The following is a 26062-nucleotide window of genomic DNA, read 5'->3' as shown; positions in this document are numbered from 1 at the left end:
GCATGGAACGCATCTATATTGGCCTGGGCAGCAATCTCGCTGACCCGGCCGAACAGTTGCGCAGCGCGCTCAACGCGCTGGGGCAATTGCCGCAGACCACCCTCGCCGGAGTCTCGGCGTTCTATCAGAGCGATTCACTGCTGCCGGGACAACCGCGTTACACCAACGCGGTCGCGGCCCTCGACAGCGACCTCGCGCCGCTGGACCTGCTCGATGCGCTGCAAGCCATCGAAAACGATCAGGGTCGCGAGCGCCTGGAGCGCTGGGGCCCGCGCACACTGGATCTGGATATCCTGCTGTTCGGTGATCATCTGATCGATGTGCCGAGGCTGAAAGTCCCGCACTATCAGATTCAGGAACGCGCGTTCGTGCTCTATCCGCTGGCTGAACTGGCTCCCGAGGACCTGCGCCTGGCCGATGGCCGCGCGCTCGCTGACTTGCTCGCCGCCTGCCCGTTCGTTGGCCTCGAACGCCTCGCTGACGCCTGACGCAAATCCGCCCCCCTGCAGGCTCACTTCTGCAGGGGGCGGCTCCACATTCAGAATATTGTCGGACAAAAAATCGCCAAATCAGGCCCGGCGCTCCGCTGAATCGCATCAGTAACGCCGGTAACACTCTCCTCGTAACAATGCGGTAACACACACAATTGACTTCCTGAGGTCTCCTCACGACTATAGGCGTCCCGCTGCCGCCAACCCGGCACATACGGGCGCAATCCAGGCCTTATAAGCACGACAAAAGAGCGTGCGCCTGAGTAGACGAAGAATCACGCGCGTTACTCGCAGTAGTTTCCAGAGCGCCTGAACGAGGATTTTTTACATGCCAGCCATCACCCTGACCACGCTCCAGAGCCTCAAGCAGAAAGGTGAAAAGATCACCATGCTGACCTGCTATGACGCGACCTTCGCCCACGCCTGCAACGAGGCCGGTGTCGAAGTGCTGCTGGTGGGCGACTCCCTCGGCATGGTTCTGCAAGGTCACGACAGCACCCTGCCGGTCACCATCGCAGAAATGGCCTACCACACCGCCTGCGTCAAACGCGGCAACACCGATGCCCTGATCCTGGCCGACCTGCCATTCATGGCCAACGCCACCCTCGAACAAACCATGACCAACAGCGCCATGCTGATGCAGGCCGGCGCACACATGATCAAGGTCGAAGGTCAGTTGTGGCTGGCGGAGTCGATCCGCCTGCTGGCCGAGCGCGGTGTGCCGGTCTGTGCGCACATGGGCCTGACTCCGCAAGCGGTGAACATTCTCGGTGGCTATAAGGTGCAGGGCCGCAACGAGAACCAGGCGCGGCAGATGCGTGCCGACGCAATCTCGCTGGAGCAGGCCGGCGCCTCCATGTTGCTGCTCGAATGCGTGCCGAGCGAACTCGCCGCCGAAATCAGCCAGGCCGTGAAAATTCCGGTCATTGGTATTGGCGCCGGTAGCGATACCGACGGCCAGGTATTGGTATTGCACGACATGCTCGGCCTCTCGATCACTGGCCGCGTGCCGAAATTCGTCAAGAACTTCATGCAAGATCAGGACAGCATCCAGTCCGCATTGAAGGCTTACGTCAACGAAGTCAAAGGCGTTACTTTCCCTGGCATCGAACACGGATTCTCTGCATGAACACCGTAAAGACCGTACGCGAACTGCGTGCCGCCGTGGCGCGCGCCCGCAGCGAAGGCAAGCGCATCGGCTTCGTGCCGACCATGGGCAACCTGCACAGCGGCCACATTGCGTTGATCGCCAAAGCCACACAACGGGTGGACTTCGTGGTGGCGAGCATCTTCGTCAACCCGCTGCAGTTCGGCGCTGGCGAGGACCTCGACAAATACCCGCGCACCCTGGCGGCAGATCAGGAAAAGCTGCTGCAGGCCGGCTGCCATTTGCTGTTCGCCCCGACTGTTGAAGAGATGTACCCCGACGGCATGGCCGGGCAGACCCGAGTCAGCGTCCCGCAACTGTCCGAAGGCCTGTGCGGTGCCAGCCGTCCGGGGCACTTCGAGGGTGTGGCGACGGTGGTCAGCAAGCTGTTCAACATGGTTCAGCCGGACCTGGCGATTTTCGGCCAGAAAGACTTCCAGCAACTGGCCGTCATCCGTGCGCTGGTGCATGACCTGAACATGCCGATCCAGATCATCGGTGAGCCGACCGTACGTGCCGCCGACGGCCTGGCGCTGTCGTCGCGCAACGGTTTCCTCAGCGAGCAGCAACGTGCCGTGGCCCCGGTGGTCTATCGCACCCTGAGCACAATTGCCGAGTCGATCAAGCAAGGTGAGCGCGATTACCCGGCGCTGATCGCAGCCCAGGTGCAACAGCTGGAAGCTGCTGGCCTGCGCCCGGATTATCTGGAAATCCGCCACGCCCTGACCTTGCGTCCGGCGACGGCTGAAGACCGCGATCTGGTGATTCTGGTGGCAGCGTTCCTGGGCACCACGCGGTTGATCGACAACCTGCACCTGAATCTCGACACCCCGGTTTAAAAACACCGCAATCCCCCTGTGGGAGCGGGCTTGCTCGCGAAGGTGGTGTGTCATTCAGCAGATACGTTGACTGACACACCACCTTCGCGAGCAAGCCCGCTCCCACATTGGTTTCTGGTGTCCACACAGACCATATTGCCGCCCCCAAAGCCTTCGGGCACACTGCCCGCCGTTCGATTCCAACCCGGGAAATCCCTCATGCACGCCATCATGCTCAAGGCCAAGCTGCACCGCGCCGAAGTCACCCATGCGGTACTCGATTACGAAGGTTCCTGCGCCATCGATGGCGAGTGGCTGGACTTGTCCGGTATCCGTGAATACGAGCAGATCCAGATTTACAACATCGACAACGGCGAGCGTTTCACGACCTACGCCATTCGTGGTGAAGAAGGTTCGCGGATGATTTCGGTCAACGGCGCAGCCGCGCACAAGGCCAAGGTCGGCGACCGGGTGATCATTTGCGCATACGCCCATTACAGCGAAGAACAACTGCTGAATTTCAAGCCGCGCATGCTGTACATGGCCCCTGGCAATGAGCTGAGCCACACCAGCAACGCCATTCCGGTTCAGGTGGCCTGAGCCGCTTCGACGCGTCACTCCCCCTCCGTTGGTCGGCTTGTTCCCGGTATCGATGTTAAAAAAGTACAGGGAACAGGTCAGAAGAAGTCAAGACAGATCGCAGCACGAGGTTTACTGTATTCGCCCTGCGTCGAAAAATCGTGTCGACGCATTTGACCCTCGCCCAAACATGGCGTATCGGTCTGTTCTGTGTTCAAAAGGCCGTTCAAGTAAAAAGGAAAACCGCAGCGATGGCGTACTACCGCACTCCTCACGACGTTACCGCTCTGCCTGCCTGGCAAGCGTTGAAAGATCACCGCCAAGCCATGCAGGATTTCAGCATGCGCGAAGCCTTCAACGCCGATCCGCAGCGCTTCAATCAATTCACGCTCAGCAGCTGCGGACTGTTTCTCGATTATTCGAAGAATCTGATCAACGCCCAGACCCGCAATCTGCTGGTGAGTCTGGCCAATGAAGTCGATTTGAAAGGCGCGATCAAAGCGCTGTTCGACGGCGAGATCGTCAACGCTTCCGAAGGCCGTCCGGCCCTGCACACCGCCCTGCGCCGCCCGGTGGGCGACAAGCTGTCGGTCAACGGCGTCAACGTGATGCCCGAAGTGCACAAGGTGCTGAACCAGATTACTGATCTGGTTGGCCGCATCCACGATGGCCTGTGGCGCGGTTACACCGAGAAGCCGATCACCGACGTGGTGAACATCGGCATCGGTGGCTCGTTCCTCGGCCCGGAACTGGTCTCCGAAGCGCTGCTGTCCTACGCGCAGAAAGGCGTGCGCTGCCACTACCTGGCGAACATCGACGGCAGTGAGTTCCATGAACTGACGCAAAAGCTGCGCGCCGAGACCACGCTGTTCATCGTGTCTTCGAAGTCGTTCAACACCCTCGAAACCCTGAAAAACGCTCAGGCCGCCCGCGCCTGGTACCTGGCTCAGGGTGGCTCGGAAGCCGAGCTGTATCGCCACTTCATCGCCGTATCGAGCAACAACGCGGCAGCCGTGGCCTTCGGCATCCGTGAAGAAAACATCTTCCCGATGTGGGACTGGGTCGGCGGTCGTTACTCGCTGTGGTCGGCCATTGGCCTGCCGATTGCCCTGGCCATCGGCATGTCCAACTTCAAGGAACTGCTGTCCGGTGCCTACACCATGGACCAGCACTTCCAGAGCGCGCCGTTCGAACAGAACATGCCGGTGCTGCTGGCCCTGCTCGGCGTCTGGTACGGCAACTTCTGGGGCGCGCAAAGCCACGCGATCCTGCCGTACGACCACTACCTGCGCAACATCACCAAGCACTTGCAACAGCTGGACATGGAATCCAACGGCAAGAGCGTGCGTCAGGACGGCACCTCGGTGTCAACCGATACCGGCCCGGTGATCTGGGGTGGCGTCGGCTGCAACGGTCAGCACGCCTACCACCAGTTGCTGCACCAGGGCACCCAACTGATTCCGGCCGACTTCATCGTGCCGATCGTCAGCTTCAACCCGGTATCCGACCACCATCAGTGGCTGTACGCCAACTGCCTGTCGCAGAGCCAGGCGCTGATGCTCGGCAAGACGCTGCCGGAAGCAGAGGCTGAACTGCGTGACAAGGGCATGAGCGAAGAACAGGTGCACAAACTCGCACCGCACAAGGTGATCCCGGGCAACCGTCCGAGCAACACCATTGTGGTCGAACGCATCAGCCCGCGTCGTCTCGGCGCACTGGTTGCCATGTACGAACACAAAGTCTTTGTACAGAGCGTGGTCTGGGGCATCAACGCCTTTGACCAGTGGGGCGTGGAACTGGGCAAGGAACTGGGCAAAGGCGTTTACAACCGTCTGGTCGGCAGCGATGAAACCATCGCTGACGATGCCTCCACCCAAGGCCTGATCAACTACTTCCGCGGTCGTCACCGCGGTTGATTTGACTGGGTTGCCCACAGATCCTGCGGGCAACACTTCTCCACTGTGGGAGCGAGCCTGCTCGCGAATGCGGTTTGTCATTCAGCATCTTTGTTGACTGACACTGCGCATTCGCGAGCAGGCTCGCTCCCACAGTTGTTTTGGGGATGACTTGAACCTGTGGTGCTCTCGGCGCATCTTTATCCTTGTCGCACAACAAGAATAAGGAACCGTCATGTTCGATATCAGCACGTTCCCCAAAGCCGATGCCGTCCGCCGGGCTGCCCAGTTGAGTCAGGACGATTACAAACGCCTGTACCGCGAATCCATTGAACACCCCAGCGCCTTCTGGGCCGAGCAAGCCACACGCTTTCTCGACTGGAGCACACCCTGGCAGACCGTCCAGCGCTACGACCTGAAAACCGGTGAGGCCTCCTGGTTTGCCGGAGCGCAACTCAACGTCAGCTACAACTGCATCGACCGCCACCTGGCGCAGCGCGGCGAGCAGACGGCCATTCTGTGGGAAGGTGACGACCCGGCCGAATCGGCGCAGATCACCTACAAAAAACTCCATCATCATGTCTGTCGCCTGGCCAACGTGCTGAAAAGCCGTGGTGTTAAAAAGGGCGACCGGGTGTGCATCTACATGCCGATGATCCCCGAAGCCGCTTACGCCATGCTCGCCTGCGCGAGGATCGGCGCGATTCATTCGGTGGTGTTCGGCGGCTTCTCCCCTGACTCGTTGCGCGACCGCATACTCGACGCCGATTGCCGCACGGTGATCACCGCCGATGAAGGGGTGCGCGGCGGCAAGTTCGTGCCGCTCAAGCAGAACGTCGACAAGGCCCTGCAGAGTTGCCCGGACGTCAGCACGGTGGTGGTGGTCGAGCGCACGCAAGGCAAGGTCGACTGGGTTGAAGGTCGCGACCTCTGGTATCACCAGGCTGTGCGCGATGTCAGCGATGACTGCCCACCGGAGCCGATGGACGCCGAAGATCCACTGTTCATCCTCTACACCTCCGGCAGCACCGGCAAACCCAAAGGCGTGTTGCACACCACCGGCGGCTACCTGCTGCAAGCGGCGATGACCTTCAAATACGTGCTCGACTACCGCGATGGCGAAGTGTTCTGGTGCACCGCTGACGTCGGCTGGGTCACGGGGCACAGCTACATTGTCTATGGCCCGCTGGCCAATGGTGCGACCACACTGATTTTCGAAGGCGTGCCGAGCTACCCGAGCACTTCGCGTTTCTGGCAGGTGATCGACAAACACCACGTCAACATTTTCTACACCGCACCGACGGCCCTGCGCGCGTTGATGCGTGAAGGCTCCGGGCCGCTGCAGGAAACTTCGCGGCATAGCCTCAGACTGCTCGGCAGTGTCGGTGAGCCAATCAACCCGGAAGCGTGGGAATGGTATTTCAACGTGGTCGGCGAACAACGCTGCCCGATTGTCGATACGTGGTGGCAGACCGAAACCGGCGGCATCATGCTCAGCCCACTGGTCAGCGCGCAACGGATCAAGCCGGGCTGCGCCACGCAACCGATGTTCGGCGTTCAACCGGTGCTGCTCGACGAGCACGGCAAGGAAATCAAAGGCGCCGGCAGCGGCGTGCTGGCGATCAAATCCAGCTGGCCGGCACAGATCCGCAGCGTTTACGGCGACCCGCAGCGCATGGTCGATACCTACTTCAAACCCTACCCCGGTTACTACTTCACCGGCGACGGCGCACGCCGCGATGAGGACGGCGATTACTGGATCACCGGGCGCATCGACGACGTGATCAACGTCTCCGGCCACCGCATCGGCACCGCCGAAGTGGAAAGCGCGCTGGTGCTGCACGACAGCATCGCCGAGGCTGCCGTGGTCGGTTATCCGCACGACGTCAAAGGCCAGGGCATCTACGCCTTCGTCACGCCCATGAACGGTGCGGAGCCGAGTGACGAGCTGAAGAAAGAACTGCTGGCCCACGTCAGCAAGGAGATCGGCAGCTTCGCAAAGCCAGACCTGATCCAATGGGCGCCGGCCTTGCCGAAAACCCGTTCAGGCAAGATCATGCGGCGCATTCTGCGCAAGATCGCCTGCAACGAACTCGACAGCCTGGGCGACACCTCGACCCTGGCCGACCCGAGCGTGGTGCAGGGTTTGATCGACAAGCGCCTCAATCAGTAATGCCTCCGGCGCGGTCACCCGGCCGCGCCCATCCATCCCCAATGAGTTGTCATGGAATTCATCCGCAGCCGTATCGAAAACCAACTCATGAGCCTGACCGGTCTGTCCCTCGGTCAACTCGATCTGGAAAACCCCAAAGGCGATCCGGGCCTGTTCGGCCCCGACTCGATCAGTTGGCAGGTGCATGGCGACTTCAGCAGCATGCTGATCGGCGGCATCAGCGCCTTGTTGCTGCAAGCCCTGCATCCGCTGGCGCTGGCCGGGGTCTGGGACCATTCGAATTTTCGTCAGGACATGCTCGGACGCTTGCGCCGCACCAGCCAGTTTGTTTCCGGCACTACCTTCGGCTCGCGCCGCGACGCTGAATGGTTGATCGAAAAGGTGCGCACCATTCACCTGCAAGTAGTCGGCACCGCGCCGGATGGCCGACCCTATGCGGCCAGCGATCCGGACCTGCTGACCTGGGTGCATGTGGCGGAGGTCAGTAACTTCCTCGCTGCGCATTTGCGTTACCGCAATCCACAGCTGTCGCTGGCGGATCAGGATCGTTACTACACGGAAATCGCCGTGGTCGCGGAGCAACTGGGCGCGCGGGACGTACCGAAATCACGGCAAGCGGTGGCCGATTATCTGCAACGCATGCGCCCGCAGTTGTTGTGCGACGAACGCAGCCGCGAAGTCCTGCGCCTGCTGCTCGACGCACCGGCACCGAGTGTGCTGGCGCGGCCGTTTGGTGATCTGATGATGAAGGCCGGCATCGACCTGCTGCCGGACTGGGCCAGCGAAATGCTCGATGTGCGGCAGAGTTCGCTGCAACGCCAGTTGATTCGCGCCAGCGTCAAGCGCAGTGCGCCGATGCTGCGCTGGGCGATGCGTAACGGTTCGGTGCAGCGCGCCAAACGCCGGATGGGACTGCTGACCTGAAAAGCTTCGCGATCAAGCCCACAGGGAATCCATGGTGTAAATCAGACCCCTTGTGGGAGCGGGCTTGCTCGCGAAGGGCTTAACTCGGTTGCCCGCCAAACTGCTAAACTCCCGCGCCCCAATTCTCACCAGCAAGGCGCCCGCATGTCTTCCTTGAATCAGGCGCTGCGCGCCGCCCTCGATCAACGCCAGGACCTGCTCGCTGCACTGCACAGCCAGGGCACCGATTGCTACCGGCTGTTCCATGGCAGCCAGGAAGGCGCCGGTGGCCTGACCATCGATCGCTACGGTCCGCAGTTGCTGGTGCAGAGCTTCCACCAGACGCTCGAGCGTGAAGACCTGCTGCAACTGCACGCCATGGTCAATCAAACGCTGGGCCTGGAAACCTTGCTGGTCTACAACGACCGCTCTCGCGGCAACTCGCGCATCGATCGCGAAGACAGCGTCTACAAGGCCGATGACGCCGCCTTGGCCGACCTGATCGGCCACGAATGGGGCCTGAACTACCGCGTGCGTGGGCGTCATGCCGGGCAGGATCCGCTGCTGTTCCTCGACCTGCGCAATACCCGCGGCTGGGTCAAGGAGCACGCCAAGGGCAAAAGTGTGCTCAACCTGTTCGCCTACACCTGTGGCGTTGGCCTGAGTGCCGCCGCCGGTGGTGCGCGTGAGGTGTGCAATCTGGACTTCGCCGAAGGCAACCTGGCGGTTGGCCGCGAAAACGGTCTGCTCAACCCGCAGTTGCCCGAGATGCAGTTCATCCAGTCCGATTATTTCCCGGCCATCCGCCAACTCGCCGGCCTGCCCATCAGCCAGCGGCGCGGGCAGAAACTGCCGAGTTATCAGCACCTCGAACAGCGCCAGTACGATCTGGTGCTGCTCGATCCGCCGGCCTGGGCCAAGAGCGCGTTTGGCACCGTTGACCTGCTGCGCGACTATCAGAGCCTGCTCAAGCCCGCCCTGCTGACCACCGCCGACAATGGCGTGCTGATCTGCTGCAACAACCTGGCGAAAGTCAGCATGGATGACTGGCGCGAGCAGGTACTGCGCTGCGCCGAGAAGGCCGGGCGCCCCGTACGCGAATGGAGCGTGATGACCCCGGGCGCCGACTTCCCGTCGATGGACCAACAGCCGCCACTGAAAACCCTGATCCTGCAGCTGTAGCCCCTCCTCTGCGGCTGACAACTGTCCAATGTGGGAGCGGGCTTGCTCGCGAATGCGGTGCATCAGCTAACAAAGAGGTTGACTGACAAACCGCATTCGCGAGCAAGCCCGCTCCCACAAGGTTTGCGATCCTACAGAACAATCTGAACAATCCTGCACCAAGCGATGTACTTCGGAACCAGAATCGCGTGCCATACTCCAAGGCACTCCGATTCAGACAGATGAAGCCGCACATGACCAAAGGATTGATTCGCGCGATTGGCGCCTTGTTGACTGCTCTGGCCCTTTACAGCCTGCTGGGGTTTCTGATTTTGCCGGGCATCGCCCTGCGCATTGCCAACCAGCAGTTGGCCAACTACGCCACAGTGCCTGCGCATATCCAGCGCATCGAACTCAATCCGTTCAGCCTCGAAGTCACCCTGTGGGGTCTGGTGATTGGCGAGCCGGGCAAGGAGCAGGTCGGTTTCGATCGACTGTACGCCAACCTGCAAATCGACAGCTTGTGGACCAAAGCGCTGCACCTGGCCGATATCGAACTGGACAAGCCGAAGACTGAAATCCTCTTCGCCAAGGACGGCCAGCTCAATCTGCTGGGCCTGTTCAAACTCCCCGCGAGCGAGCCGACCCCGGCCGACCCGAATGCCAAGCCGTTCCCGCTGCGCATCGACCGCATTCAACTGGCCGGTGGCAATGTGCATTTCGAGGACGCCCGGCCAAGCGAGCCGATCGAGTTCCTCTACGACAAACTCGACTTCGAGCTGAAAAACCTCAGCACCCTGCCCGAAGACAATGCCGACATGACGCTGGTGGCCATCGGCCCGGCCGGTGGCCAGATCGACTGGAAGGGCAATTTCAGCCTGATCCCGTTCACCTCCGAAGGCACGCTGAAAATCACCGATGGCAAGATGAAAGCCTTCTGGCCCTACGTGCGCGACGCGGTGCCACTGGTTCTCGAAGACGGTGTGATCAACCTCAGCACCGAATACAAACTCAATCTGTCGAAAGAAACCGAACTGCTGCTGAACAACATCGCAGTGAGCATTGCGCCGTTTGCGATCAAGGCTCCGGACGGACGCCCTCTGGCAAAGCTCGAACGCCTGGACGTGAGCGAGACTTCACTGGACCTGGCCAAGCAGCAAGTGGTGGTTGGCAAGATCCGCAGCAACAAACTGGAAACCTGGGCTGCACTCGAAGCCGACGGCCAGCTGGACTGGCAAAAGCTGTTCGCCAGCCAGCCGTCCAAACCGGCCGCCAAGGCTGCAGCGGAACCTGCCAATGCCCCGGCAGCCGCCGACTCGCCGAAAGCACCGCCCGCGCCGAGCAAACCATGGCAAGTGCTGCTCAAGGACGTGCAGTTGCGCAATTACACGGTGCATCTGGCCGACCGTTCGGCAAAACCCGCGGTGGCACTGGATGTCACACCGCTGAACATCGATCTGCAGGATTTCGACAGCCTCAACGGTTCGCCCTTCAAGGTCAGGCTCGACACCGGCCTGGGCAAACAAGGCAAGGTCAGCGCCGACGGCGTGGTCAACCTCGCCCCGGTCACGGCTCAGCTCAATGTGAAAACCCAGGACATCGACCTGCGGGTCGCGCAGTCCTACATCAATCCGTTCATTCGCCTGGAACTGCGCAGCGGCATGCTCGGCAGTGACTTGAAGGTCAACCTCAAGAGCACCGAACCACTGGCACTCAGCGTGACCGGGCGGGCGCAGATCGATCAACTGCACACCCTCGACACCCTGAAAACCCGCGACTTCCTCAAGTGGCAACAAGTGGTGGTCGAAGGCCTGAACTACCAGCACGGTGACAGCCTGTCGATCGACAAGGTCAACCTGTTCCAGCCGTACGCGCGGTTCATGATCAACGATGACCGCACCACCAACATTGACGACCTGCTGATCCCGCAGCCCGCCGACAGCGGTGCAAAAACCGCAGCGGCCAAACCCGCCAGCAAGGACAAGCCGCTGGGTATTCACATCGGCGCGATTGCGATCAACGATGGCTCGGCCAACTTCGCCGACTTCAGCCTGACCCCGAACTTCGCCACCGCGATCCAACAGCTCAACGGGCAGATTGGCACCATCGACAGCCGTCAGGCGAAACCGGCCAGCGTCGACATCAAGGGCAAGGTCGACCGTTATGCACCGGTGACGATCAAAGGGGCGGTCAACCCGTTCGACCCGATGGCCAGCCTCGACATCGCCACCAGTTTCAAACGGGTCGAATTGACCACCCTGACGCCGTATTCCGGCAAATTCGCCGGTTACCGCATCCGCAAGGGCCGGCTCAACCTCGACCTGCATTATCTGATCACCAAGGGCCAGCTAAAGGCCGAAAACAAAGTGGTGGTCGAGCAACTGCAACTTGGCGAGAAGGTCGACAGCCCGGACGCCGTGAGCCTGCCACTGAAACTGGCGATTGCGCTGCTCAAGGACGTCGACGGCAAGATTTCCATCGAACTGCCGGTCACCGGTGACCTGAACAACCCGCAGTTCAGCGTGATGCCGATAGTCTGGCAGACCCTGCGCAACCTGATCGTCAAGGCCGCTGCGGCGCCGTTCAAGATGATCGGCGGGCTGATCAACGGTGGCGGATCCGAAGACCTCGGGACCGTGTCCTTCGCAGCAGGCTCGAGTGACCTGAGCAAGGATGCCGAGTCGGCCCTCGACAAACTGTCCCAAGCCCTGAAGGAACGTCCGGCCCTGCGCCTGGAAATCGAAGGCACCGCCGCGCAAAGCAGCGACGGCCCGCTGATTGCCGAACAGCGTCTGGAGCGCGAATATCAGTACAACTACTACAAGATGCTGCAGCGCCGTGGCGACAAGGTGCCGGCTCAGGCTTCCCTGCTGCAAGTGCCGGAAAACGAGAAAGGCCCGCTGCTCGAAGGCATCTACCGCACCCGTCTGAAAACCCAGCCACCGGCCGAATGGAAGGACCTGGGCAAGGAAGAACGCACGGCGAAAATGCGTGACGGCGTGATCAAGTTCTGGAGTTCCAGCGATGTGCTGCTGCGGCAACTGGGTCAGGAACGTGCCAGCAGCATCAAGGACTATCTGGTCGACAAGGGGCAACTGGCCGATGACCGGGTGTACTTCATCGACGCCAACCTTGGCGAGGCCGAGAGCGATGGCCGGGTCGTGACGCAAATGCACCTGGACGCCGAGTAATGAACAATAAGTGGCTGGTTGCGCTGACACTGATGCTCGCTGCCAGCCCTGCCCTCGCCTCCGATACGCTGCGCTGTGGCAGCCAACTGGTCAGTCTCGGTGACCGCTCCAGTGAAGTGCTGCAAAAGTGTGGCGAACCGGTCAGCCGCGATGTCCTTGGCTACAAGCGCAGTGCCAACCGCCGTGAAGAGTTTCAGGTCGAGGAATGGACCTACGGCCCGAGCAACGGCATGTACCAGTACCTGCGTTTTGAAGGCAATCGCCTGCGGCAGATCAACAGCAAGCGCGGTAACTGAAGCACAACATCTGTCCCACAGATGTTTTGTGTGGTCCCTGAAATAGAACAGGCCCCGACAAAAGTGCCGGGGCCTGTAATGGTCACATCCGTGTGACCGTTCGCATGAACTCTAAAGTTGCGGCAGACGTATTGCTCGGCCCGTCTGTCGCGCCTTCTCCCGGTCCAGGCGAGAAGTCATGCCTTACTCGGCTTTCAGGCCGTCAGCGGAGACTGCTTTGACGCCTTTGATTTTCTTGGCAATAGCCACTGCGGTGGTTTTCTGAGCCTCGGTCACTGCAACAGTGGAGGACAGGGACACAACGCCTTTGTTGGTTTCAACTTTGATGTCAGTACCTGGGATGCCCTTCTCGGTTACCAGGTCGCTTTTCACTTTGGTAGTGATCCAGGTATCGGAAGTAGCTTCTTTAGCCTTGGTCATTTCACCGGCAGCCAGAGTCATTGGAGCCTGGGTAGCCTGAGTGGATTGTGCAAATGCACCGGAAGCCATGGTCAGGGTCAGCGCGGTAGCAGCAGCGGCAGTGATAGCGAACTTCTTCATACGAGTAACTCCTGTTTTTCTGGAAAGTCTGCTGGTTGTCGTGTCAGCAGGGTTACCGGAGATATTGCGAAGGCTGTGCCAACTTTTCGAAAGACATTAAATCGTTATAAATCAATAAGTTATGAATTATGCAAATTTTCGGAATCATGCAATTTGCATGACATGTGAATTATCGACATGCAAGTTGCGGCTTTTCGGAAAGTTCCTAACACGCTGAAATTCCTGAAGCTTTTTGCAAAGCCTGAAAACAAAAAAATGCCCCGCATGGCGGGGCATTTCATGACGCTTGTTGACTCAATCAGGCACCGCTGCCCGGGCAACCTTTAGGCGCATAGTCCGGGTTGACGGTCGATGCACAGCTCCAGGTGCCGGAGGTGTTGCCAGTCGCAGCCCCTGTACGGGTGAGCGTGATGGTTTTACCCAGCACCGGACCCGGTGCGTTCACCAGCGTGCAAGTAATCGTGCCAGCACCGGTGGATGCGGTACCCGAGGCGGCCAGTGTGCAGTTGGAGGTAGTGGCGGCAGCACTACCGGCCACGAGTGTCAGCGTTGGGTCGGTGCCCTGATTGATCGTGTCTTCGAACGGCACCTTGAGCGCGCTGATTTCCGCCAGACCTGCCGTTACTTTCGAACGTGCCTGGTACTTGGAGTATTGCGGCAAGGCGATGGTCGCCAGAATGCCGATGATCGCCACGACGATCAGCAGCTCGATCAGAGTAAAGCCCTGTTGTTTTTTCATAGACACGCTCCATGCATGAGTCGGAATCTCATGATCTGCAATGGACTCAGCACAGCCCATGCCAACCCGCTGCCAGCCCCACAGACTGGGCACTAACGCAGTGCAAGGCAGCTTCCTACAACCGCTAACCGCACTATCTGACACTTTTTGTCACCTGCACCCGACGTGTTTGGCGCTGTCACTTGACTAGGCTATAAGTCATGAACAGCAAGCGTGCGGAATCCCCATGAATGACATCGCTCTGAGCGGACTGGCCAAGCAACTGGTCCAGGCTGAACTGCTTACGGAAAAAAGCGCCCAGCAGGCCTGGCAACAGGCGCAGCGCAATCGCCTGTCGCTGGTCAGCTACCTGGTACAGAACAAACTGGTGAAGAGCTCACAGGTGGCCGAGATTGCCTCCGAGCATTTCGGCATGGCGTTCATGGACCTCAATGGCCTGGACAAGGAGACCCAGCCCAAAGGCCTGGTCAGTGAGAAGCTGGTACGTCAGCACCACGCCCTGCCCTTGTGGCGGCGCGGCAACAAGCTGTTCGTGGGCATTTCCGACCCGAGCAATCACCAGGCGATCAATGACATCCAGTTCAGCACCGGGTTGAGCACCGAAGCCATCCTGGTAGAAGACGACAAGCTCACCGACGCCATCGAGAAATTTTTCGACACCCACACCAGCGGCCTGGAAGAGATGGCCGACGTCGACCTCGACGGCGTGGATGTCGAGTCGATGGACGACAACCGACAGGATGCGATCGGCGGACTCGATGCCGATGACGCCCCGGTAGTGCGTTTCGTGCACAAGATGCTGCTGGACGCGATCAAGAGTGGCTCATCCGACCTGCACTTCGAACCCTACGAAAAAAACTACCGGGTGCGGGTGCGCACCGACGGCATCCTGCGCGAAGTCGCAAAGCCGCCGATCCAGCTGGCCGGCCGTATCGCTGCACGTCTGAAGGTCATGGCCAGTCTCGACATCTCGGAACGACGCAAACCTCAGGACGGGCGAATCAAGATGCGCCTGTCGAAGAGCAAGTCGATCGACTTCCGGGTCAACACCCTGCCCACCCTGTGGGGCGAAAAAGTGGTAATCCGGATTCTCGACCCGTCCAGCGCACAGATCGGCATTGATGCCCTGGGTTACGAGCCGGCACAGAAAGACCTGTACATGGCCGCGCTCAAGCAGCCGCAGGGGATGATTCTGGTGACCGGCCCGACCGGGTCGGGGAAAACCGTGTCGCTGTACACCGGGCTCAATATTCTCAATACCGTGGACATCAACATTTCCACCGCCGAAGACCCGGTGGAGATCAACATGGAAGGCATCAACCAGGTCAACGTCAATCCCAGACAGGGGCTGGATTTCGCCCAGGCCCTGCGTTCGTTCCTGCGGCAGGACCCGGACGTGATCATGGTCGGCGAAATCCGCGACCTGGAAACCGCCGAGATCGCGATCAAGGCCGCGCAGACCGGCCACCTCGTGTTGTCCACGCTGCACACCAACAGCGCCGCCGAAACCCTGACCCGCCTGCACAACATGGGCATCCCCGGGTTCAACATCGCCACCTCGGTAAGTCTGATCATCGCCCAGCGCCTGGCGCGCAAGCTGTGCAGTCACTGCAAGAAACCGATCGAGATCCCCCGCGAAACACTGATCAAGGAAGGTTTTCCCGAGGAACAGATCGGCAGTTTCACGATCTATGAGCCGGTCGGTTGCGACCTCTGCAACGGCGGCTACAAGGGACGCGTGGGAATTTATGAAGTGGTGAAAAACACCCCCGAGCTGCAACGGCTGATCATGGCCGAAGGCAACTCGCTGGAAATCGACAGCCAGATGCGTCGCGACGGTTTCGACGACCTGCGCACCTCAGGCCTGCACAAGGCCATGCAAGGCATCACCAGCCTGGAAGAAATCAACCGGGTCACCAAGGACTGAACATGGCGGTCAAGGCAGCGAAAATCAGCATCTACGCCTGGGAAGGCACAGACCGCAAAGGCAGCAAGGTCACTGGCGAATTGAGCGGGCAGAACCCCGCGCTGATCAAGGCCCAGCTACGCAAGCAAGGGATCAACCCCGGCAAGGTGCGCAAAAAATCTGCCTCCTTGCTGAGTTTTGGCAAACGCATCAAGGCCCAGGACATCGCGCTGTTCACCCGCCAGATGGCGACCATGATGAAGGCCGGTGTGCCGCTACTGCAGTCGTTCGACATCATTGGCGAAGGCTTCGACAACCCGGCGATGCGCAAACTGGTGGACGAGGTGAAGCAGGAAGTCGCCGCCGGCAACAGCTTCGCTACCGCCCTGCGCAAGAAACCGCAGTATTTCGATGAGCTGTATTGCAACCTGGTGGATGCCGGCGAGCAGTCCGGCGCGCTCGACACGTTGCTGGAGCGGGTCGCGACCTATAAAGAAAAAAGCGAAGCGCTGAAGGCCAAGATCAAGAAAGCCATGACCTACCCCACCGCCGTGGTGCTGGTGGCGATGGTGGTCACCGGGATTTTGCTGGTGAAAGTGGTGCCGCAGTTTCAGGCGGTGTTTTCCGGCTTCGGCGCGGAGCTGCCCGCCTTCACGCTGATGGTGATCAGCATCTCCGAATTCATGCAGCAATGGTGGTGGGCGGTGCTTGGCGCACTGGTTGGCGTATTTTTCGGTACACGTCACGCGCTGAAAAAATCCCAGGCATTGCGCGACCGCAAAGACACCTGGCTACTGAAACTGCCGCTGGTGGGCACACTGATGTACAAGTCGGCGGTGGCGCGATTCGCCCGCACCCTGTCGACCACCTTCGCCGCTGGCGTGCCACTGGTGGAGGCGCTGGATTCGGTGGCCGGGGCCACCGGCAACGTGGTGTTCAAGCGCGCGGTGCTGCGCATCCGGCAGGACGTCGCCACCGGCATGCAGCTGAATTTTTCGATGCGCAGCACCGGGGTGTTTCCCAACATGGCCGTGCAGATGACCGCCATCGGCGAGGAGTCGGGTGCACTGGATGACATGCTCGACAAAGTTGCCGGTTTTTATGAGGGTGAAGTGGATAACATGGTCGACAACCTCACCAGCCTGATGGAGCCGTTCATCATGGTGGTGCTCGGTGTCATCGTCGGCGGTCTGGTCGTGGCCATGTATCTGCCGATCTTCCAACTCGGCTCAGCGATCTGACATGCCTATCGACGAACTTTTCAGTCTGTATCCGCTGGCCTTTGTATCCACCGCACTGTTGCTGGGTCTGGTGGTCGGCAGTTTTCTCAACGTGCTGGTCTGGCGTCTGCCGAAAATGCTCGAACGCGATTGGCGCCAGCAGGCACAGGATGTCCTCGGCCTACCAGGCGATACGCCGCTGCCGACCTACAACCTGATGCTGCCGCACTCCGAATGCCCACACTGCGGCCACCGGATTCGTGCGAGGGAGAACATTCCGCTGCTCAGCTATCTGCTCCTGCGCGGGCGCTGTTCGGCGTGCAGCGCTCCCATCAGCAAACGTTATCCCCTGACCGAACTGGCCTGCGGCCTGCTCTCGGCATTTGTCGCCTGGCATCTGGGTTTCGGCTGGCCGGCCGGTCTGTTGATCGTCCTCACCTGGGGGCTGCTGGCGATGAGCCTGATCGACATCGAACATCAACTGCTGCCCGATGTGCTGGTGCTGCCGTTGCTATGGCTGGGTCTGATCGTCAACAGTTTCGGACTGTTCGTCTCGTTGCACGCAGCACTGTGGGGCGCAGTGGCCGGTTATATGGCGTTGTGGTCGGTGTTCTGGCTGTTCAAATTGCTGACCGGCAAGGACGGCATCGGCCATGGCGATTTCAAGCTGCTGGCGCTGCTTGGAGCCTGGGGCGGCTGGCAGATCCTGCCGCTGACAATCCTGCTGTCATCGCTCGTGGGCGCGGTTGTCGGGGTGATTCTGCTACGTCTGCGCGAGCAGAAAACCTCGACGCCGATCCCCTTCGGCCCCTATCTGGCAATTGCCGGCTGGATTGCCTTGCTCTGGGGTGGTCAAATAACCGACTTCTATTGGCAGTTTGTCGGTTTGAAATGAATACCCCTGTGGAAAAACCCTGGATCCTCGGCCTGACCGGCGGCATCGGCAGCGGCAAAAGCGCTGCGGCCCAGCATTTCATCGACCTCGGAATCCATGTGGTCGATGCCGACCATGCGGCGCGCTGGGTGGTCGAGCCGGGGCGTCCGGCGCTGGCGAAGATTGCCGAGCACTTCGGCCAGGACGTGTTGCAGGCTGACGGCACGCTGAACCGCGCCGCCCTGCGCCAACTGATCTTTGAGGTACCGGAGCAACGTCGCTGGCTCGAAGCCTTGCTGCATCCGTTGATCGCCGAGGAAATCGCCCATCACCTGGCGCTGGCAAAATCGCCTTACGCGATTCTGGTTTCGCCACTGTTGATCGAATCCGGGCAATACGCGATGACCCAACGCATCCTGGTGATCGACGCCCCGCAACAACTGCAGATCGAACGCACCTTGCAGCGTGACCAGACCAGCGAACAGCAGGTCCAGGCGATCCTCAAGGCCCAGTCAAGCCGCGAAGACCGCGTGAGCCGTGCCGACGATGTGGTGGTCAACGACCGCGACCTCGCCTGGCTGCACAGCGAAGTCGAACGTCTGCATCACTTTTACCTGACTTTATCCGGAGGCCAGTCATGAGCCCGATCCCGACCGTAGAATGCCCAACCTGTGGCGCTCCCGTGGAATTTATCCCCGAGAACACGTTTCGCCCGTTCTGCTCCGACCGCTGCAAACTGATCGACCTCGGCGCCTGGGCGTCCGAAGAGCACAAGATTCCGGTGGCCCCGGATGCCGAAGACGAAATGTTCTCCGGCGATTTCGACCCGCGCCACTGATCACAATCAGGGCCGCATGAAGCCGTAGTCCTGATCGTCGTCGAGGTTTTCCGCGAGAAAACGCAACTCGTCGGCCAGGTCTTCGGCGTTGCGCACGGCCTTGCTCTGTTGCACCACCGCACTGAGCAAGGCGCGCAGGCTCAGGCCCGGATCGAAGCCCACCTCCTGTGCCATGTCCAGACTCTGCCGCGTTTCCTGCCTCGCCCACTCATACACACTCATGCCACTGCTCCTGAAGGGATTTGGCCGAGCATGAAATGCCACGAGGGGGGCGGATTTGATGTGGATCAAGACTTGGGATCGTCGTCCTTCCAGGGCGCCGAAAGGTAGCGGGTGCGGTTGAACGTTTCTAGCCACTCGGGGCTGAACACCACCAGCGCGCTGATCACCATGCCGTTGATAAACGCCTCGGGAAAGATCAGCAGCCACAGATAGCCAATGAAGTCTTCCAGCCATTCCGGCATGGCGAACAAGCCGTCGTACCAGAGCAGGCCGAGGCTCAGCACCAGACACAACAATGCCGACAACGCCGCCGCAAAGAATCCGGAACAGAAGATATACACAAACGGATTACGCGGCTGGGCGCGTTCGACTACGATCGCCACGCATTCGGTGATCAACACCGGCAACAGGATCAGCAGCGTACCGTTGACCCCGAGCGCCACCAGATCCTGACGACCGAGCAATACCAGCCCGAGCTGCGCCACCAGGCCACCGACAATCGCCAGCGGCCAGTCCAGCAGCAGCGTCACCGCAGTCATGCCGATGAAGTGGTAAGAAACCCCGGTGTCGAAATCCCTGCGCACCATCCATAGCAGGAACAACGTGAACACGGTGCCAAACAGCAAATGTTGCCGACGACTGTCACTGAACAACTCGACCCACGGCGCGCGCCAGATCGCCCAGACCAGCACTGGCAGGTAAATCAGCCAACCGAGCGTCAGGCTCGTGGATGACAACAGTTCGGCACCGATCATCTTTCCCTCATTTTTTCCGTGGGTTTATATCCTTCGTCGCAGTCTACACCGCCGCCCTGAGAGCATCAGCCGATGCAACGCTTACTGTTTGTCGCATTTGAACGCTAAGCTTGGGCTTATGGATGACTCAGATTATTTACGCCTGCTGACCATCGCGGCCGAGCAAGCCAACGCGTTCCTGTCCAATGCCCGCAAGTGGGAGCGTGAGCGTTGGGTCTGCCAACGCCTGCTGCAAGGCTTGAACATTCCCTACCGCGTCGATGAGTTCGCGCCCGCTGGCGAGCCGCCGGACGTGCTGTTTCGCGACGCCAACTTCGAGGTGTTCTTCGTCCTCGATGAGGGGCGGCGGCTCAACGACGAATGGCGCGACGAACTGCAGCGGCGGCGCAGCGCGTTTTCTCTCAGCCAGTTGGTGCGTCGTGAAGCCAAGCCACGGCGGATCCCGGCCAACGAGTTTCTGTTGCGACTGGCCCCGACCTTGCGCAAAAAGGCGCATAACTACAAAGAGCGTGGCATGGACCTGGGTGAGCTGGACATCATTGCCTTCGCCAGCCTCAAGCGTGAAGTGCTGGACCTCAACAGCCATTTCCCGCCGCCAACCGAATATCTGCGCCAGGGCTGGCGTTCGCTGTCGCTGGTCGGCCCGACCTTCGCCCGGGTGCTGTTTGCCCATCCTGATGCGCCGGATTTCCTGCGCAGCAACCTGGGGCGCAGCATCGTCTTCGATGTCGGGATCAGCCTGTGACGCCGCTGCAGCAGTTGATTGCCGACGTACCGCAGACCGGCCGTGTGCGCTGGATCGGCGTACGCCCGGAGTCCCGTGGCCCGATGCTCGAACTCGATGCCGTCGAGGCGCGGCTCGAAGCCGGACTGACTGGCGATCACGCCCGCCCGGGGGTGCGTAACGCGCGGCAAGTGACACTGATTCAGTTCGAACACCTGGCGGTCATCAATGCGCTGCTGGGCCGGTCTGAAGATCAACCCGTGAGGCCTGAAGATCTGCGTCGCAATCTCGTCATCAGCGGTATCAATCTGTTTAGTCTCAAGGGTCGGCGCTTTCGCATTGGCCAGGCGATTTTCGAGACTACCGGCTGGTGTCAGCCCTGCGCGCGCCTGCAAAACAACCTCGGCCCCGGCACCTTTCAAGCGGTGCGCGGGCATGGCGGAATTACCGCGCGAGTGTTACAAAGCGGGATCATTCGCCTCGACGACGGTGTTTCTGTCGAACCGGTTCCGACCAGTGGCTATGCTGCGTTCAACCCGGGATAAAAACCGCTGTAGCTTCCCAACCTTCAGCAACGTCTACCTGACGAGGCCTTTATGACCAGCCGCCTGAACCCCGAAGACCAGAAACATGTCGAAGAGTACCTGCAGTTGTCCCAACACCGTGTCGAGCGCCGGCCTTTCCGGCCGTGGATGCTCCTGGTGCTGGTGCTGGCAGTGACCATTGGTCTGGGCCTGCTGAGCCGACTTATCAGTTACCTGACGCTATGAGCTGCCTTGCGCTCGCTCGGGTAACCGCACCGATTTCCTTTAAAAACCTTGCGAGTTATCCCCATGTCCCATCGTATTGTTATTGTCGGCGGCGGCGCCGGCGGTCTGGAGTTGGCTACCCGTCTGGGTAAGACCCTGGGCAAACGCGGCACCGCCAGTGTGATGCTGGTTGACGCGAACCTGACGCACATCTGGAAACCACTGCTGCACGAAGTGGCCGCCGGATCGCTGAACTCTTCCGAAGACGAACTCAACTATGTTGCCCAAGCGAAATGGAACCACTTCGAGTTCCAGTTGGGGCGCATGAGCGGGCTTGATCGCGCGCAGAAAAAAATCCAGTTGGCGGCCACCTACGACGAGAACGGCATAGAACTGGTCCCGGCCCGTGAAGTGCCGTACGACACGCTGGTCATCAGCGTCGGCAGCACCACCAACGACTTTGGCACCCAGGGTGCAGCGCAACACTGCCTGTTCCTCGACACCCGCAAACAGGCCGAGCGTTTCCACCAGCAACTGCTCAACCACTACCTGCGCGCCCACGCCGGGCAGACCGATGTGGTCGAGCAGATCAGCGTGGCCATCGTCGGTGCCGGCGCCACTGGCGTCGAACTGGCGGCAGAACTGCACAACGCCGCGCACGAGCTGGCGGCCTACGGTCTGGACCGAATCAAACCGGAAAACATGCACATCACCCTGATCGAAGCCGGTCCACGGGTGCTGCCAGCCCTGCCGGAGCGCATCAGCGGCCCGGTGCACAAGACGCTGGAGAAACTCGGGGTCAATGTGATGACCAACGCGTCGGTCAGCGAAGTCACCGCCGACAGCCTGATCACCGCCGATGGCAACGAGATCAAGGCCAGCCTGAAAGTCTGGGCAGCGGGTATTCGTGCGCCAGGTTTCCTCAAGGACATCGACGGCCTGGAAACCAACCGCATCAATCAGCTACAGGTGCTGCCGACGCTGCAGACCACCCGCGACGAAAACATCTTCGCCTTCGGCGACTGCGCCGCGTGCCCGCAACCGGATTCGGACCGAAACGTCCCGCCACGTGCGCAAGCCGCGCACCAGCAGGCTTCTCTGCTCGCCAAATCGCTGAAACTGCGCATCGAGGGCAAATCCCTGCCGGAGTACAAGTACACCGACTACGGATCGCTGATTTCGCTGTCACGTTTTTCGGCTGTGGGTAACTTGATGGGCAACCTGACCGGCAGCGTGATGCTTGAGGGCTGGCTGGCGCGGATGTTCTATGTGTCGCTGTACCGCATGCACCAGATGGCGCTGTACGGGCCATTCCGCACGGCGATGCTGATGCTGGGCAGCAAGATCGGTCGCGGGACCGAGCCACGCCTGAAGCTGCACTGATTGGCGTAAACCCTGTAGGAGTGAGCCTGCTCGCGATTGCGGTGGGTCAGTCAATTCATTCATGACTGATACACCGCTTTCGCGAGCAAGCCCGCTCCCACATTTGTTTCTGCGGTGCAGTTCAATATTTCGCAGGCAAAAAAAATCCCCGTATCTTTCGATACGAGGATTTTTAATATGGTCGGGGTAAGGGGATTCGAACTCCTGACATCCTGCTCCCAAAGCAGGCGCGCTACCGGACTGCGCTATACCCCGGTAAAAAAAAGGCGACCTTTCAAAGATCGCCTTCTTCGATCAGCGCTTTTGGCCTCTGATCTTAAGATTCGATCCCAGCGCTAACTGGTTTCAAAAATGGTGGGTCGTGTGGGATTCGAACCTACGACCAATTGGTTAAAAGCCAACTGCTCTACCAACTGAGCTAACGACCCAAAAATGGTCGGGGTAAGGGGATTCGAACTCCTGACATCCTGCTCCCAAAGCAGGCGCGCTACCGGACTGCGCTATACCCCGGCTTGAAATTGGCTCCGTGACCAGGACTCGAACCTGGGACCCAATGATTAACAGTCATTTGCTCTACCGACTGAGCTATCACGGAACTACATATTTCAATTTACAACGGTGAAACTTACTGCATCTAGCCACTCGTTCGCATCGCTGCGTTCGTGTGTCTGAGGCGCGCTATTCTACAACCTAGAACACCTCTGTCAACCCCCTAAATTGCTTTCAAGTTAATGATTTGCAACTTATTTCAGTTTTCAACCCAGTGAGTTGAAACGCTGCCGGTGACTGACTGCGGGGCGCACTTTACAAGCCTTTTCCTTAGAGTTCAACAGCCTAACGAAAAAAAGGCCTCGCAAAGCGAGGCCTTCCTTATTTCATTGGCTTTGCCGCTCAGCCGAAAACGATTTCGTCGTTCACCACTTTGCCGGTTGCCGTGTCGCCAGGCATGAAGTGCCCTGACAGGATCAACTGCGCCAACGGGTTTTCGATCCAGCGCTGGATCGCACGCTTGAGTGGACGTGCGCCATAAACCGGGTCGTAACCCACAGCAATCAACTTGTCCATCGCTTCCGGGCTCAGCTCCAGCTTCAGCTCGCGCTCGGCCAGACGGCTGCGCAGACGGCCCAGCTGGATCTCGGTAATGCCTGCGATCTGATCCCGCGCCAAAGGCTCGAAGATCACCACCTCGTCGACCCGGTTGATGAACTCGGGGCGGAAGTGACTGGTCAGCGCATCCATCACCGCTGCACGCTGCGCCTCACGGTCACCGACCAATTCCTGGATTTGCGACGATCCGAGGTTCGAGGTCATGACGATCACGGTGTTGCGAAAGTCCACCGTACGTCCGTGACTGTCAGTCAGACGACCATCCTCGAGCACTTGTAGCAGAATGTTGAATACATCCGGGTGCGCCTTCTCGACCTCGTCCAGCAGGATCACCGAGTACGGCTTGCGGCGTACCGCTTCGGTCAGATAACCACCCTCCTCGTAGCCCACGTAGCCTGGTGGTGCACCGATCAGCCGCGCCACGGAATGTTTCTCCATGAACTCGGACATGTCGATCCGCACCATCGCCTCTTCAGTATCAAAGAGGAATTCGGCCAGCGCCTTGCACAGCTCGGTTTTACCGACACCGGTCGGGCCGAGGAACATGAACGAACCGCTCGGACGATTCGGGTCCGCCAACCCGGCACGGGAACGCCGTACGGCGTTGGCCACGGCCACTACCGCTTCGTCCTGGCCGATCACGCGCTGGTGCAACAGGCTTTCCATCTTCATCAGCTTGTCGCGCTCGCCTTCGAGCATTTTCGATACCGGAATGCCGGTCCACTTCGAAACGACTTCGGCGATTTCCTCTTCGGTCACCTTGCTGCGCAACAACTGGTTTTCGCTCTTGCCGTGCTGGTCGACCATTTGCAGGCTGCGCTCCAGGTCCGGGATCACCCCGTACTGCAATTCAGCCATGCGGTTGAGGTCACCTTTACGGCGTGCGGCTTCCAATTCCTGACGCGACTGTTCGATCTTCTGCTGAATCTGTGCAGAACCCTGCACCTCGGCTTTTTCCGAGTTCCAGATTTCTTCCAGATCCGAGTATTCACGCTCGAGGCGGACAATTTCTTCCTGAAGTTTTTCCAGGCGCTTCATTGCCGCTTCATCGCTTTCTTTCTTCAGCGCCTGGGATTCCACCTTCAACTGAATCAGGCGGCGCTCCAGACGATCCAGCACTTCCGGCTTGGAGTCGATCTCCATGCGGATACGGCTGGCGGCCTCGTCGATCAGGTCGATGGCCTTGTCCGGCAACTGCCGGTCAGTGATGTAGCGATGGCTGAGCTTGGCCGCTGCGATGATCGCGCCGTCAGTGATCGCCACCTTGTGGTGAACCTCGTAACGCTCTTTGAGGCCACGCAGAATGGCGATGGTGTCTTCTTCGCTCGGCTCGTCCACCAGGACTTTCTGGAAGCGTCGCTCGAGGGCCGCGTCCTTCTCTATATATTGGCGGTACTCGTTGAGCGTGGTCGCGCCGACACAGTGCAGCTCGCCGCGCGCCAGTGCCGGTTTGAGCATGTTGCCGGCATCCATCGAGCCTTCGCCTTTACCGGCGCCGACCATGGTGTGCAGTTCGTCGATGAACAGAATGATCTGCCCTTCCTGCTTCGACAGCTCGTTGAGCAGCGCCTTGAGGCGTTCTTCGAACTCACCGCGATACTTGGCACCGGCAATCAACGCGCCCATGTCCAGCGACAGCAGACGCTTGCCCTTGAGGCCGTCCGGCACTTCGCCGTTGATGATGCGCTGAGCCAGCCCCTCGGCAATCGCGGTTTTACCCACGCCAGGCTCGCCAATCAGTACCGGGTTGTTCTTGGTGCGGCGTTGCAGAACCTGAATCGTGCGGCGAATTTCGTCGTCACGGCCGATCACCGGATCGAGCTTGCCGTCTTCGGCGCGCTTGGTCAGGTCAACGGTGTATTTATCCAGCGCCTGACGCGACTCTTCGTGGTTGGCGTCATTAACCGCTTCGCCGCCACGCAGATTGTTGATCGCGTTCTCCAGGGCCTTTTTGCTCACACCCTGACCGAGCAGCAACTTGCCGAGTTTGCTGGTCTCGTCCATCGCCGCGAGCAACACCAGCTCACTGGAAATGAACTGGTCGCCCTTCTGCTGGGCCAGTCGGTCGGCCTGATTGAGCAGGCGCGCCAGATCCTGCGACATGTTGACGTCGCCGGTCGGGTTCTGGATTTTCGGTAATTGATCGAGCTCTTTGGTCAGCTCTTTGCGCAGGCTGTTGACGTCGAAGCCCACCTGCATCAACAGGGGTTTGATCGAACCACCCTGCTGTTCAAGCATGGCTTGCATCAAATGCGCCGGCTCGATGGCCGGATGATCGTGGCCGACGGCCAAGGATTGGGCGTCGGACAAGGCTAACTGTAATTTACTGGTTAAACGGTCTATACGCATGG

The 26062-nt window shown here is 59.9% G+C and carries 24 protein-coding genes and 4 tRNA genes; 19 read left to right on the top strand and 9 right to left on the bottom strand.

The features are described from left to right. Positions 1-2 precede the first annotated feature (2 nt). The 10 genes from folK to U862_RS0101745 all read left to right on the top strand — a co-directional run bounded on the left by folK (position 3) and on the right by U862_RS0101745 (position 12654). The gene (gene folK, locus U862_RS0101790) at positions 3-488 is read left to right on the top strand and encodes a 2-amino-4-hydroxy-6-hydroxymethyldihydropteridine diphosphokinase (RefSeq protein ID WP_025108824.1); all 486 of its coding nucleotides are present in this window, start codon (positions 3-5) and stop codon (positions 486-488) included. 331 nt (positions 489-819) lie between these two features. Beyond that, positions 820-1620, top strand: a complete 801-nt coding sequence (gene panB / locus U862_RS0101785; RefSeq protein ID WP_025108823.1) for a 3-methyl-2-oxobutanoate hydroxymethyltransferase — start codon at positions 820-822, stop codon at positions 1618-1620. Beyond that, a complete protein-coding gene (gene panC, locus U862_RS0101780) occupies positions 1617-2477 on the top strand; it encodes a pantoate--beta-alanine ligase (protein WP_025108822.1) in 861 nt (286 codons plus the stop codon). Before panB ends, panC begins: the two co-directional genes overlap by 4 nt. Positions 2478-2675: 198 nt before the next feature. Beyond that, a complete protein-coding gene (gene panD / locus U862_RS0101775) occupies positions 2676-3056 on the top strand; it encodes an aspartate 1-decarboxylase (RefSeq protein ID WP_025108821.1) in 381 nt (126 codons plus the stop codon). 230 nt (positions 3057-3286) lie between these two features. After that, positions 3287-4951 carry a glucose-6-phosphate isomerase gene (pgi, locus tag U862_RS0101770; RefSeq protein ID WP_025108820.1) on the top strand — a complete coding sequence of 555 codons (1665 nt, stop codon included), beginning with the start codon at positions 3287-3289 and terminating at the stop codon, positions 4949-4951. 214 nt (positions 4952-5165) lie between these two features. Continuing rightward, positions 5166-7103, top strand: a complete 1938-nt coding sequence (acs, locus tag U862_RS0101765) for an acetate--CoA ligase (protein WP_025108819.1) — start codon at positions 5166-5168, stop codon at positions 7101-7103. Positions 7104-7154: 51 nt separating this feature from the next. Next, positions 7155-8027, top strand: coding sequence for an oxygenase MpaB family protein (locus U862_RS0101760; protein WP_025108818.1), 873 nt, complete (start codon positions 7155-7157; stop codon positions 8025-8027). A gap of 144 nt (positions 8028-8171) precedes the next feature. Continuing rightward, on the top strand, positions 8172-9188 hold the full coding sequence (locus tag U862_RS0101755; protein WP_025108817.1) for a class I SAM-dependent rRNA methyltransferase: 1017 nt from the start codon (positions 8172-8174) through the stop codon (positions 9186-9188). A gap of 221 nt (positions 9189-9409) precedes the next feature. Beyond that, complete coding sequence (locus U862_RS0101750; RefSeq protein ID WP_025108816.1) at positions 9410-12358, top strand: DUF748 domain-containing protein; 2949 nt, start codon at positions 9410-9412, stop codon at positions 12356-12358. Then, a complete protein-coding gene (locus U862_RS0101745; RefSeq protein ID WP_025108815.1) occupies positions 12358-12654 on the top strand; it encodes a DUF2845 domain-containing protein in 297 nt (98 codons plus the stop codon). Before U862_RS0101750 ends, U862_RS0101745 begins: the two co-directional genes overlap by 1 nt. 183 nt (positions 12655-12837) lie before the next feature. Here the strand turns inward: U862_RS0101745 and U862_RS0101740 are convergent, their stop codons facing one another. Then, on the bottom strand, positions 12838-13194 hold the full coding sequence (locus U862_RS0101740; RefSeq protein ID WP_025108814.1) for a BON domain-containing protein: 357 nt from the start codon (positions 13192-13194) through the stop codon (positions 12838-12840). Positions 13195-13492: 298 nt separating this feature from the next. Next, positions 13493-13933 carry a pilin gene (locus tag U862_RS0101735; RefSeq protein WP_025108813.1) on the bottom strand — a complete coding sequence of 147 codons (441 nt, stop codon included), beginning with the start codon at positions 13931-13933 and terminating at the stop codon, positions 13493-13495. Between the two features lie 226 nt (positions 13934-14159). Here U862_RS0101735 and pilB point away from each other — a divergent pair, with 226 nt between their 5' ends. From pilB to yacG, 5 genes are read left to right on the top strand one after another with little or no spacing between them, the layout of a single operon-like run. Continuing rightward, positions 14160-15860: a type IV-A pilus assembly ATPase PilB gene (gene pilB / locus U862_RS0101730; protein WP_025108812.1), complete on the top strand. Its 1701-nt coding sequence runs from the start codon at positions 14160-14162 to the stop codon at positions 15858-15860. A 2-nt stretch (positions 15861-15862) separates the two neighbouring features. Continuing rightward, on the top strand, positions 15863-17080 hold the full coding sequence (locus tag U862_RS0101725; RefSeq protein ID WP_025108811.1) for a type II secretion system F family protein: 1218 nt from the start codon (positions 15863-15865) through the stop codon (positions 17078-17080). Between the two features lies 1 nt (position 17081). After that, positions 17082-17954 carry an A24 family peptidase gene (locus U862_RS0101720; RefSeq protein WP_025108810.1) on the top strand — a complete coding sequence of 291 codons (873 nt, stop codon included), beginning with the start codon at positions 17082-17084 and terminating at the stop codon, positions 17952-17954. Then, positions 17951-18574, top strand: coding sequence for a dephospho-CoA kinase (coaE, locus tag U862_RS0101715; RefSeq protein WP_025108809.1), 624 nt, complete (start codon positions 17951-17953; stop codon positions 18572-18574). The genes U862_RS0101720 and coaE overlap by 4 nt, the downstream gene beginning before the upstream one ends. Next, positions 18571-18771, top strand: a complete 201-nt coding sequence (gene yacG / locus U862_RS0101710) for a DNA gyrase inhibitor YacG (RefSeq protein WP_025108808.1) — start codon at positions 18571-18573, stop codon at positions 18769-18771. Before coaE ends, yacG begins: the two co-directional genes overlap by 4 nt. Before the next feature lie 6 nt (positions 18772-18777). Here the strand turns inward: yacG and U862_RS0101705 are convergent, their stop codons facing one another. Both U862_RS0101705 and U862_RS0101700 read right to left on the bottom strand, forming a co-directional pair. Continuing rightward, positions 18778-18993: a hypothetical protein gene (locus tag U862_RS0101705; protein ID WP_007909901.1), complete on the bottom strand. Its 216-nt coding sequence runs from the start codon at positions 18991-18993 to the stop codon at positions 18778-18780. Positions 18994-19058: 65 nt separating this feature from the next. Beyond that, positions 19059-19748 carry an energy-coupling factor ABC transporter permease gene (locus tag U862_RS0101700; RefSeq protein ID WP_025108807.1) on the bottom strand — a complete coding sequence of 230 codons (690 nt, stop codon included), beginning with the start codon at positions 19746-19748 and terminating at the stop codon, positions 19059-19061. Between the two features lie 118 nt (positions 19749-19866). Here U862_RS0101700 and U862_RS0101695 point away from each other — a divergent pair, with 118 nt between their 5' ends. The 4 genes from U862_RS0101695 (at position 19867) to U862_RS0101680 (ending at position 22604) form a co-directional block, all read left to right on the top strand. Then, positions 19867-20493, top strand: a complete 627-nt coding sequence (locus U862_RS0101695; protein WP_025108806.1) for a DUF1780 domain-containing protein — start codon at positions 19867-19869, stop codon at positions 20491-20493. Next, positions 20490-21017: an MOSC domain-containing protein gene (locus U862_RS0101690; protein ID WP_025108805.1), complete on the top strand. Its 528-nt coding sequence runs from the start codon at positions 20490-20492 to the stop codon at positions 21015-21017. The genes U862_RS0101695 and U862_RS0101690 overlap by 4 nt, the downstream gene beginning before the upstream one ends. Before the next feature lie 51 nt (positions 21018-21068). Next, entirely contained in the window at positions 21069-21242 is a 174-nt protein-coding gene (locus tag U862_RS29090; RefSeq protein WP_003228304.1) for a DUF3094 family protein, read from the top strand. A 63-nt stretch (positions 21243-21305) separates the two neighbouring features. Next, a complete protein-coding gene (locus U862_RS0101680) occupies positions 21306-22604 on the top strand; it encodes an NAD(P)/FAD-dependent oxidoreductase (RefSeq protein WP_025108804.1) in 1299 nt (432 codons plus the stop codon). Positions 22605-22782: 178 nt separating this feature from the next. Here the strand turns inward: U862_RS0101680 and U862_RS0101675 are convergent. The 5 genes from U862_RS0101675 to clpB form a co-directional block, all read right to left on the bottom strand. Then, positions 22783-22859 (bottom strand) — tRNA-Pro (locus U862_RS0101675). 97 nt (positions 22860-22956) lie between these two features. Continuing rightward, a tRNA-Lys gene (locus U862_RS0101670) sits at positions 22957-23032 on the bottom strand. A 5-nt stretch (positions 23033-23037) separates the two neighbouring features. Then, positions 23038-23114: transfer RNA gene (locus U862_RS0101665), tRNA-Pro, on the bottom strand. A gap of 9 nt (positions 23115-23123) precedes the next feature. Then, a tRNA-Asn gene (locus U862_RS0101660) sits at positions 23124-23199 on the bottom strand. 296 nt (positions 23200-23495) lie between these two features. Continuing rightward, on the bottom strand, positions 23496-26060 hold the full coding sequence (clpB, locus tag U862_RS0101655; RefSeq protein WP_025108803.1) for an ATP-dependent chaperone ClpB: 2565 nt from the start codon (positions 26058-26060) through the stop codon (positions 23496-23498). Between the last annotated feature and the right edge of the window lie 2 nt (positions 26061-26062).

It is taken from the genome of Pseudomonas sp. H1h, from assembly GCF_000633255.1.
Classification (GTDB): Bacteria; Pseudomonadota; Gammaproteobacteria; order Pseudomonadales; family Pseudomonadaceae; genus Aquipseudomonas.
Note: the sequence above shows the minus strand (reverse complement) of the source record. Positions and strands in the feature narration are given on the sequence as shown.

Bases quoted from the DNA above. Each gene is read 5' to 3' on its own strand.
- U862_RS0101705 (WP_007909901.1), bottom strand. From the start codon at position 18,993: ATGAGTGTGTATGAGTGGGCGAGGCAGGAAACGCGGCAGAGTCTGGAC.
- pgi (WP_025108820.1), top strand. From the start codon at position 3,287: ATGGCGTACTACCGCACTCCTCACGACGTTACCGCTCTGCCTGCCTGG.
- panC (WP_025108822.1), top strand. From the start codon at position 1,617: ATGAACACCGTAAAGACCGTACGCGAACTGCGTGCCGCCGTGGCGCGC.
- U862_RS0101750 (WP_025108816.1), top strand. From the start codon at position 9,410: ATGAAGCCGCACATGACCAAAGGATTGATTCGCGCGATTGGCGCCTTG.
- folK (WP_025108824.1), top strand. From the start codon at position 3: ATGGAACGCATCTATATTGGCCTGGGCAGCAATCTCGCTGACCCGGCC.
- acs (WP_025108819.1), top strand. From the start codon at position 5,166: ATGTTCGATATCAGCACGTTCCCCAAAGCCGATGCCGTCCGCCGGGCT.
- U862_RS0101735 (WP_025108813.1), bottom strand. From the start codon at position 13,933: ATGAAAAAACAACAGGGCTTTACTCTGATCGAGCTGCTGATCGTCGTG.
- U862_RS0101755 (WP_025108817.1), top strand. From the start codon at position 8,172: ATGTCTTCCTTGAATCAGGCGCTGCGCGCCGCCCTCGATCAACGCCAG.
- panD (WP_025108821.1), top strand. From the start codon at position 2,676: ATGCACGCCATCATGCTCAAGGCCAAGCTGCACCGCGCCGAAGTCACC.
- U862_RS29090 (WP_003228304.1), top strand. From the start codon at position 21,069: ATGACCAGCCGCCTGAACCCCGAAGACCAGAAACATGTCGAAGAGTAC.
- U862_RS0101720 (WP_025108810.1), top strand. From the start codon at position 17,082: ATGCCTATCGACGAACTTTTCAGTCTGTATCCGCTGGCCTTTGTATCC.
- clpB (WP_025108803.1), bottom strand. From the start codon at position 26,060: ATGCGTATAGACCGTTTAACCAGTAAATTACAGTTAGCCTTGTCCGAC.
- yacG (WP_025108808.1), top strand. From the start codon at position 18,571: ATGAGCCCGATCCCGACCGTAGAATGCCCAACCTGTGGCGCTCCCGTG.
- panB (WP_025108823.1), top strand. From the start codon at position 820: ATGCCAGCCATCACCCTGACCACGCTCCAGAGCCTCAAGCAGAAAGGT.
- U862_RS0101695 (WP_025108806.1), top strand. From the start codon at position 19,867: ATGGATGACTCAGATTATTTACGCCTGCTGACCATCGCGGCCGAGCAA.
- U862_RS0101745 (WP_025108815.1), top strand. From the start codon at position 12,358: ATGAACAATAAGTGGCTGGTTGCGCTGACACTGATGCTCGCTGCCAGC.
- U862_RS0101760 (WP_025108818.1), top strand. From the start codon at position 7,155: ATGGAATTCATCCGCAGCCGTATCGAAAACCAACTCATGAGCCTGACC.
- U862_RS0101700 (WP_025108807.1), bottom strand. From the start codon at position 19,748: ATGATCGGTGCCGAACTGTTGTCATCCACGAGCCTGACGCTCGGTTGG.
- U862_RS0101680 (WP_025108804.1), top strand. From the start codon at position 21,306: ATGTCCCATCGTATTGTTATTGTCGGCGGCGGCGCCGGCGGTCTGGAG.
- pilB (WP_025108812.1), top strand. From the start codon at position 14,160: ATGAATGACATCGCTCTGAGCGGACTGGCCAAGCAACTGGTCCAGGCT.
- coaE (WP_025108809.1), top strand. From the start codon at position 17,951: ATGAATACCCCTGTGGAAAAACCCTGGATCCTCGGCCTGACCGGCGGC.
- U862_RS0101740 (WP_025108814.1), bottom strand. From the start codon at position 13,194: ATGAAGAAGTTCGCTATCACTGCCGCTGCTGCTACCGCGCTGACCCTG.
- U862_RS0101725 (WP_025108811.1), top strand. From the start codon at position 15,863: ATGGCGGTCAAGGCAGCGAAAATCAGCATCTACGCCTGGGAAGGCACA.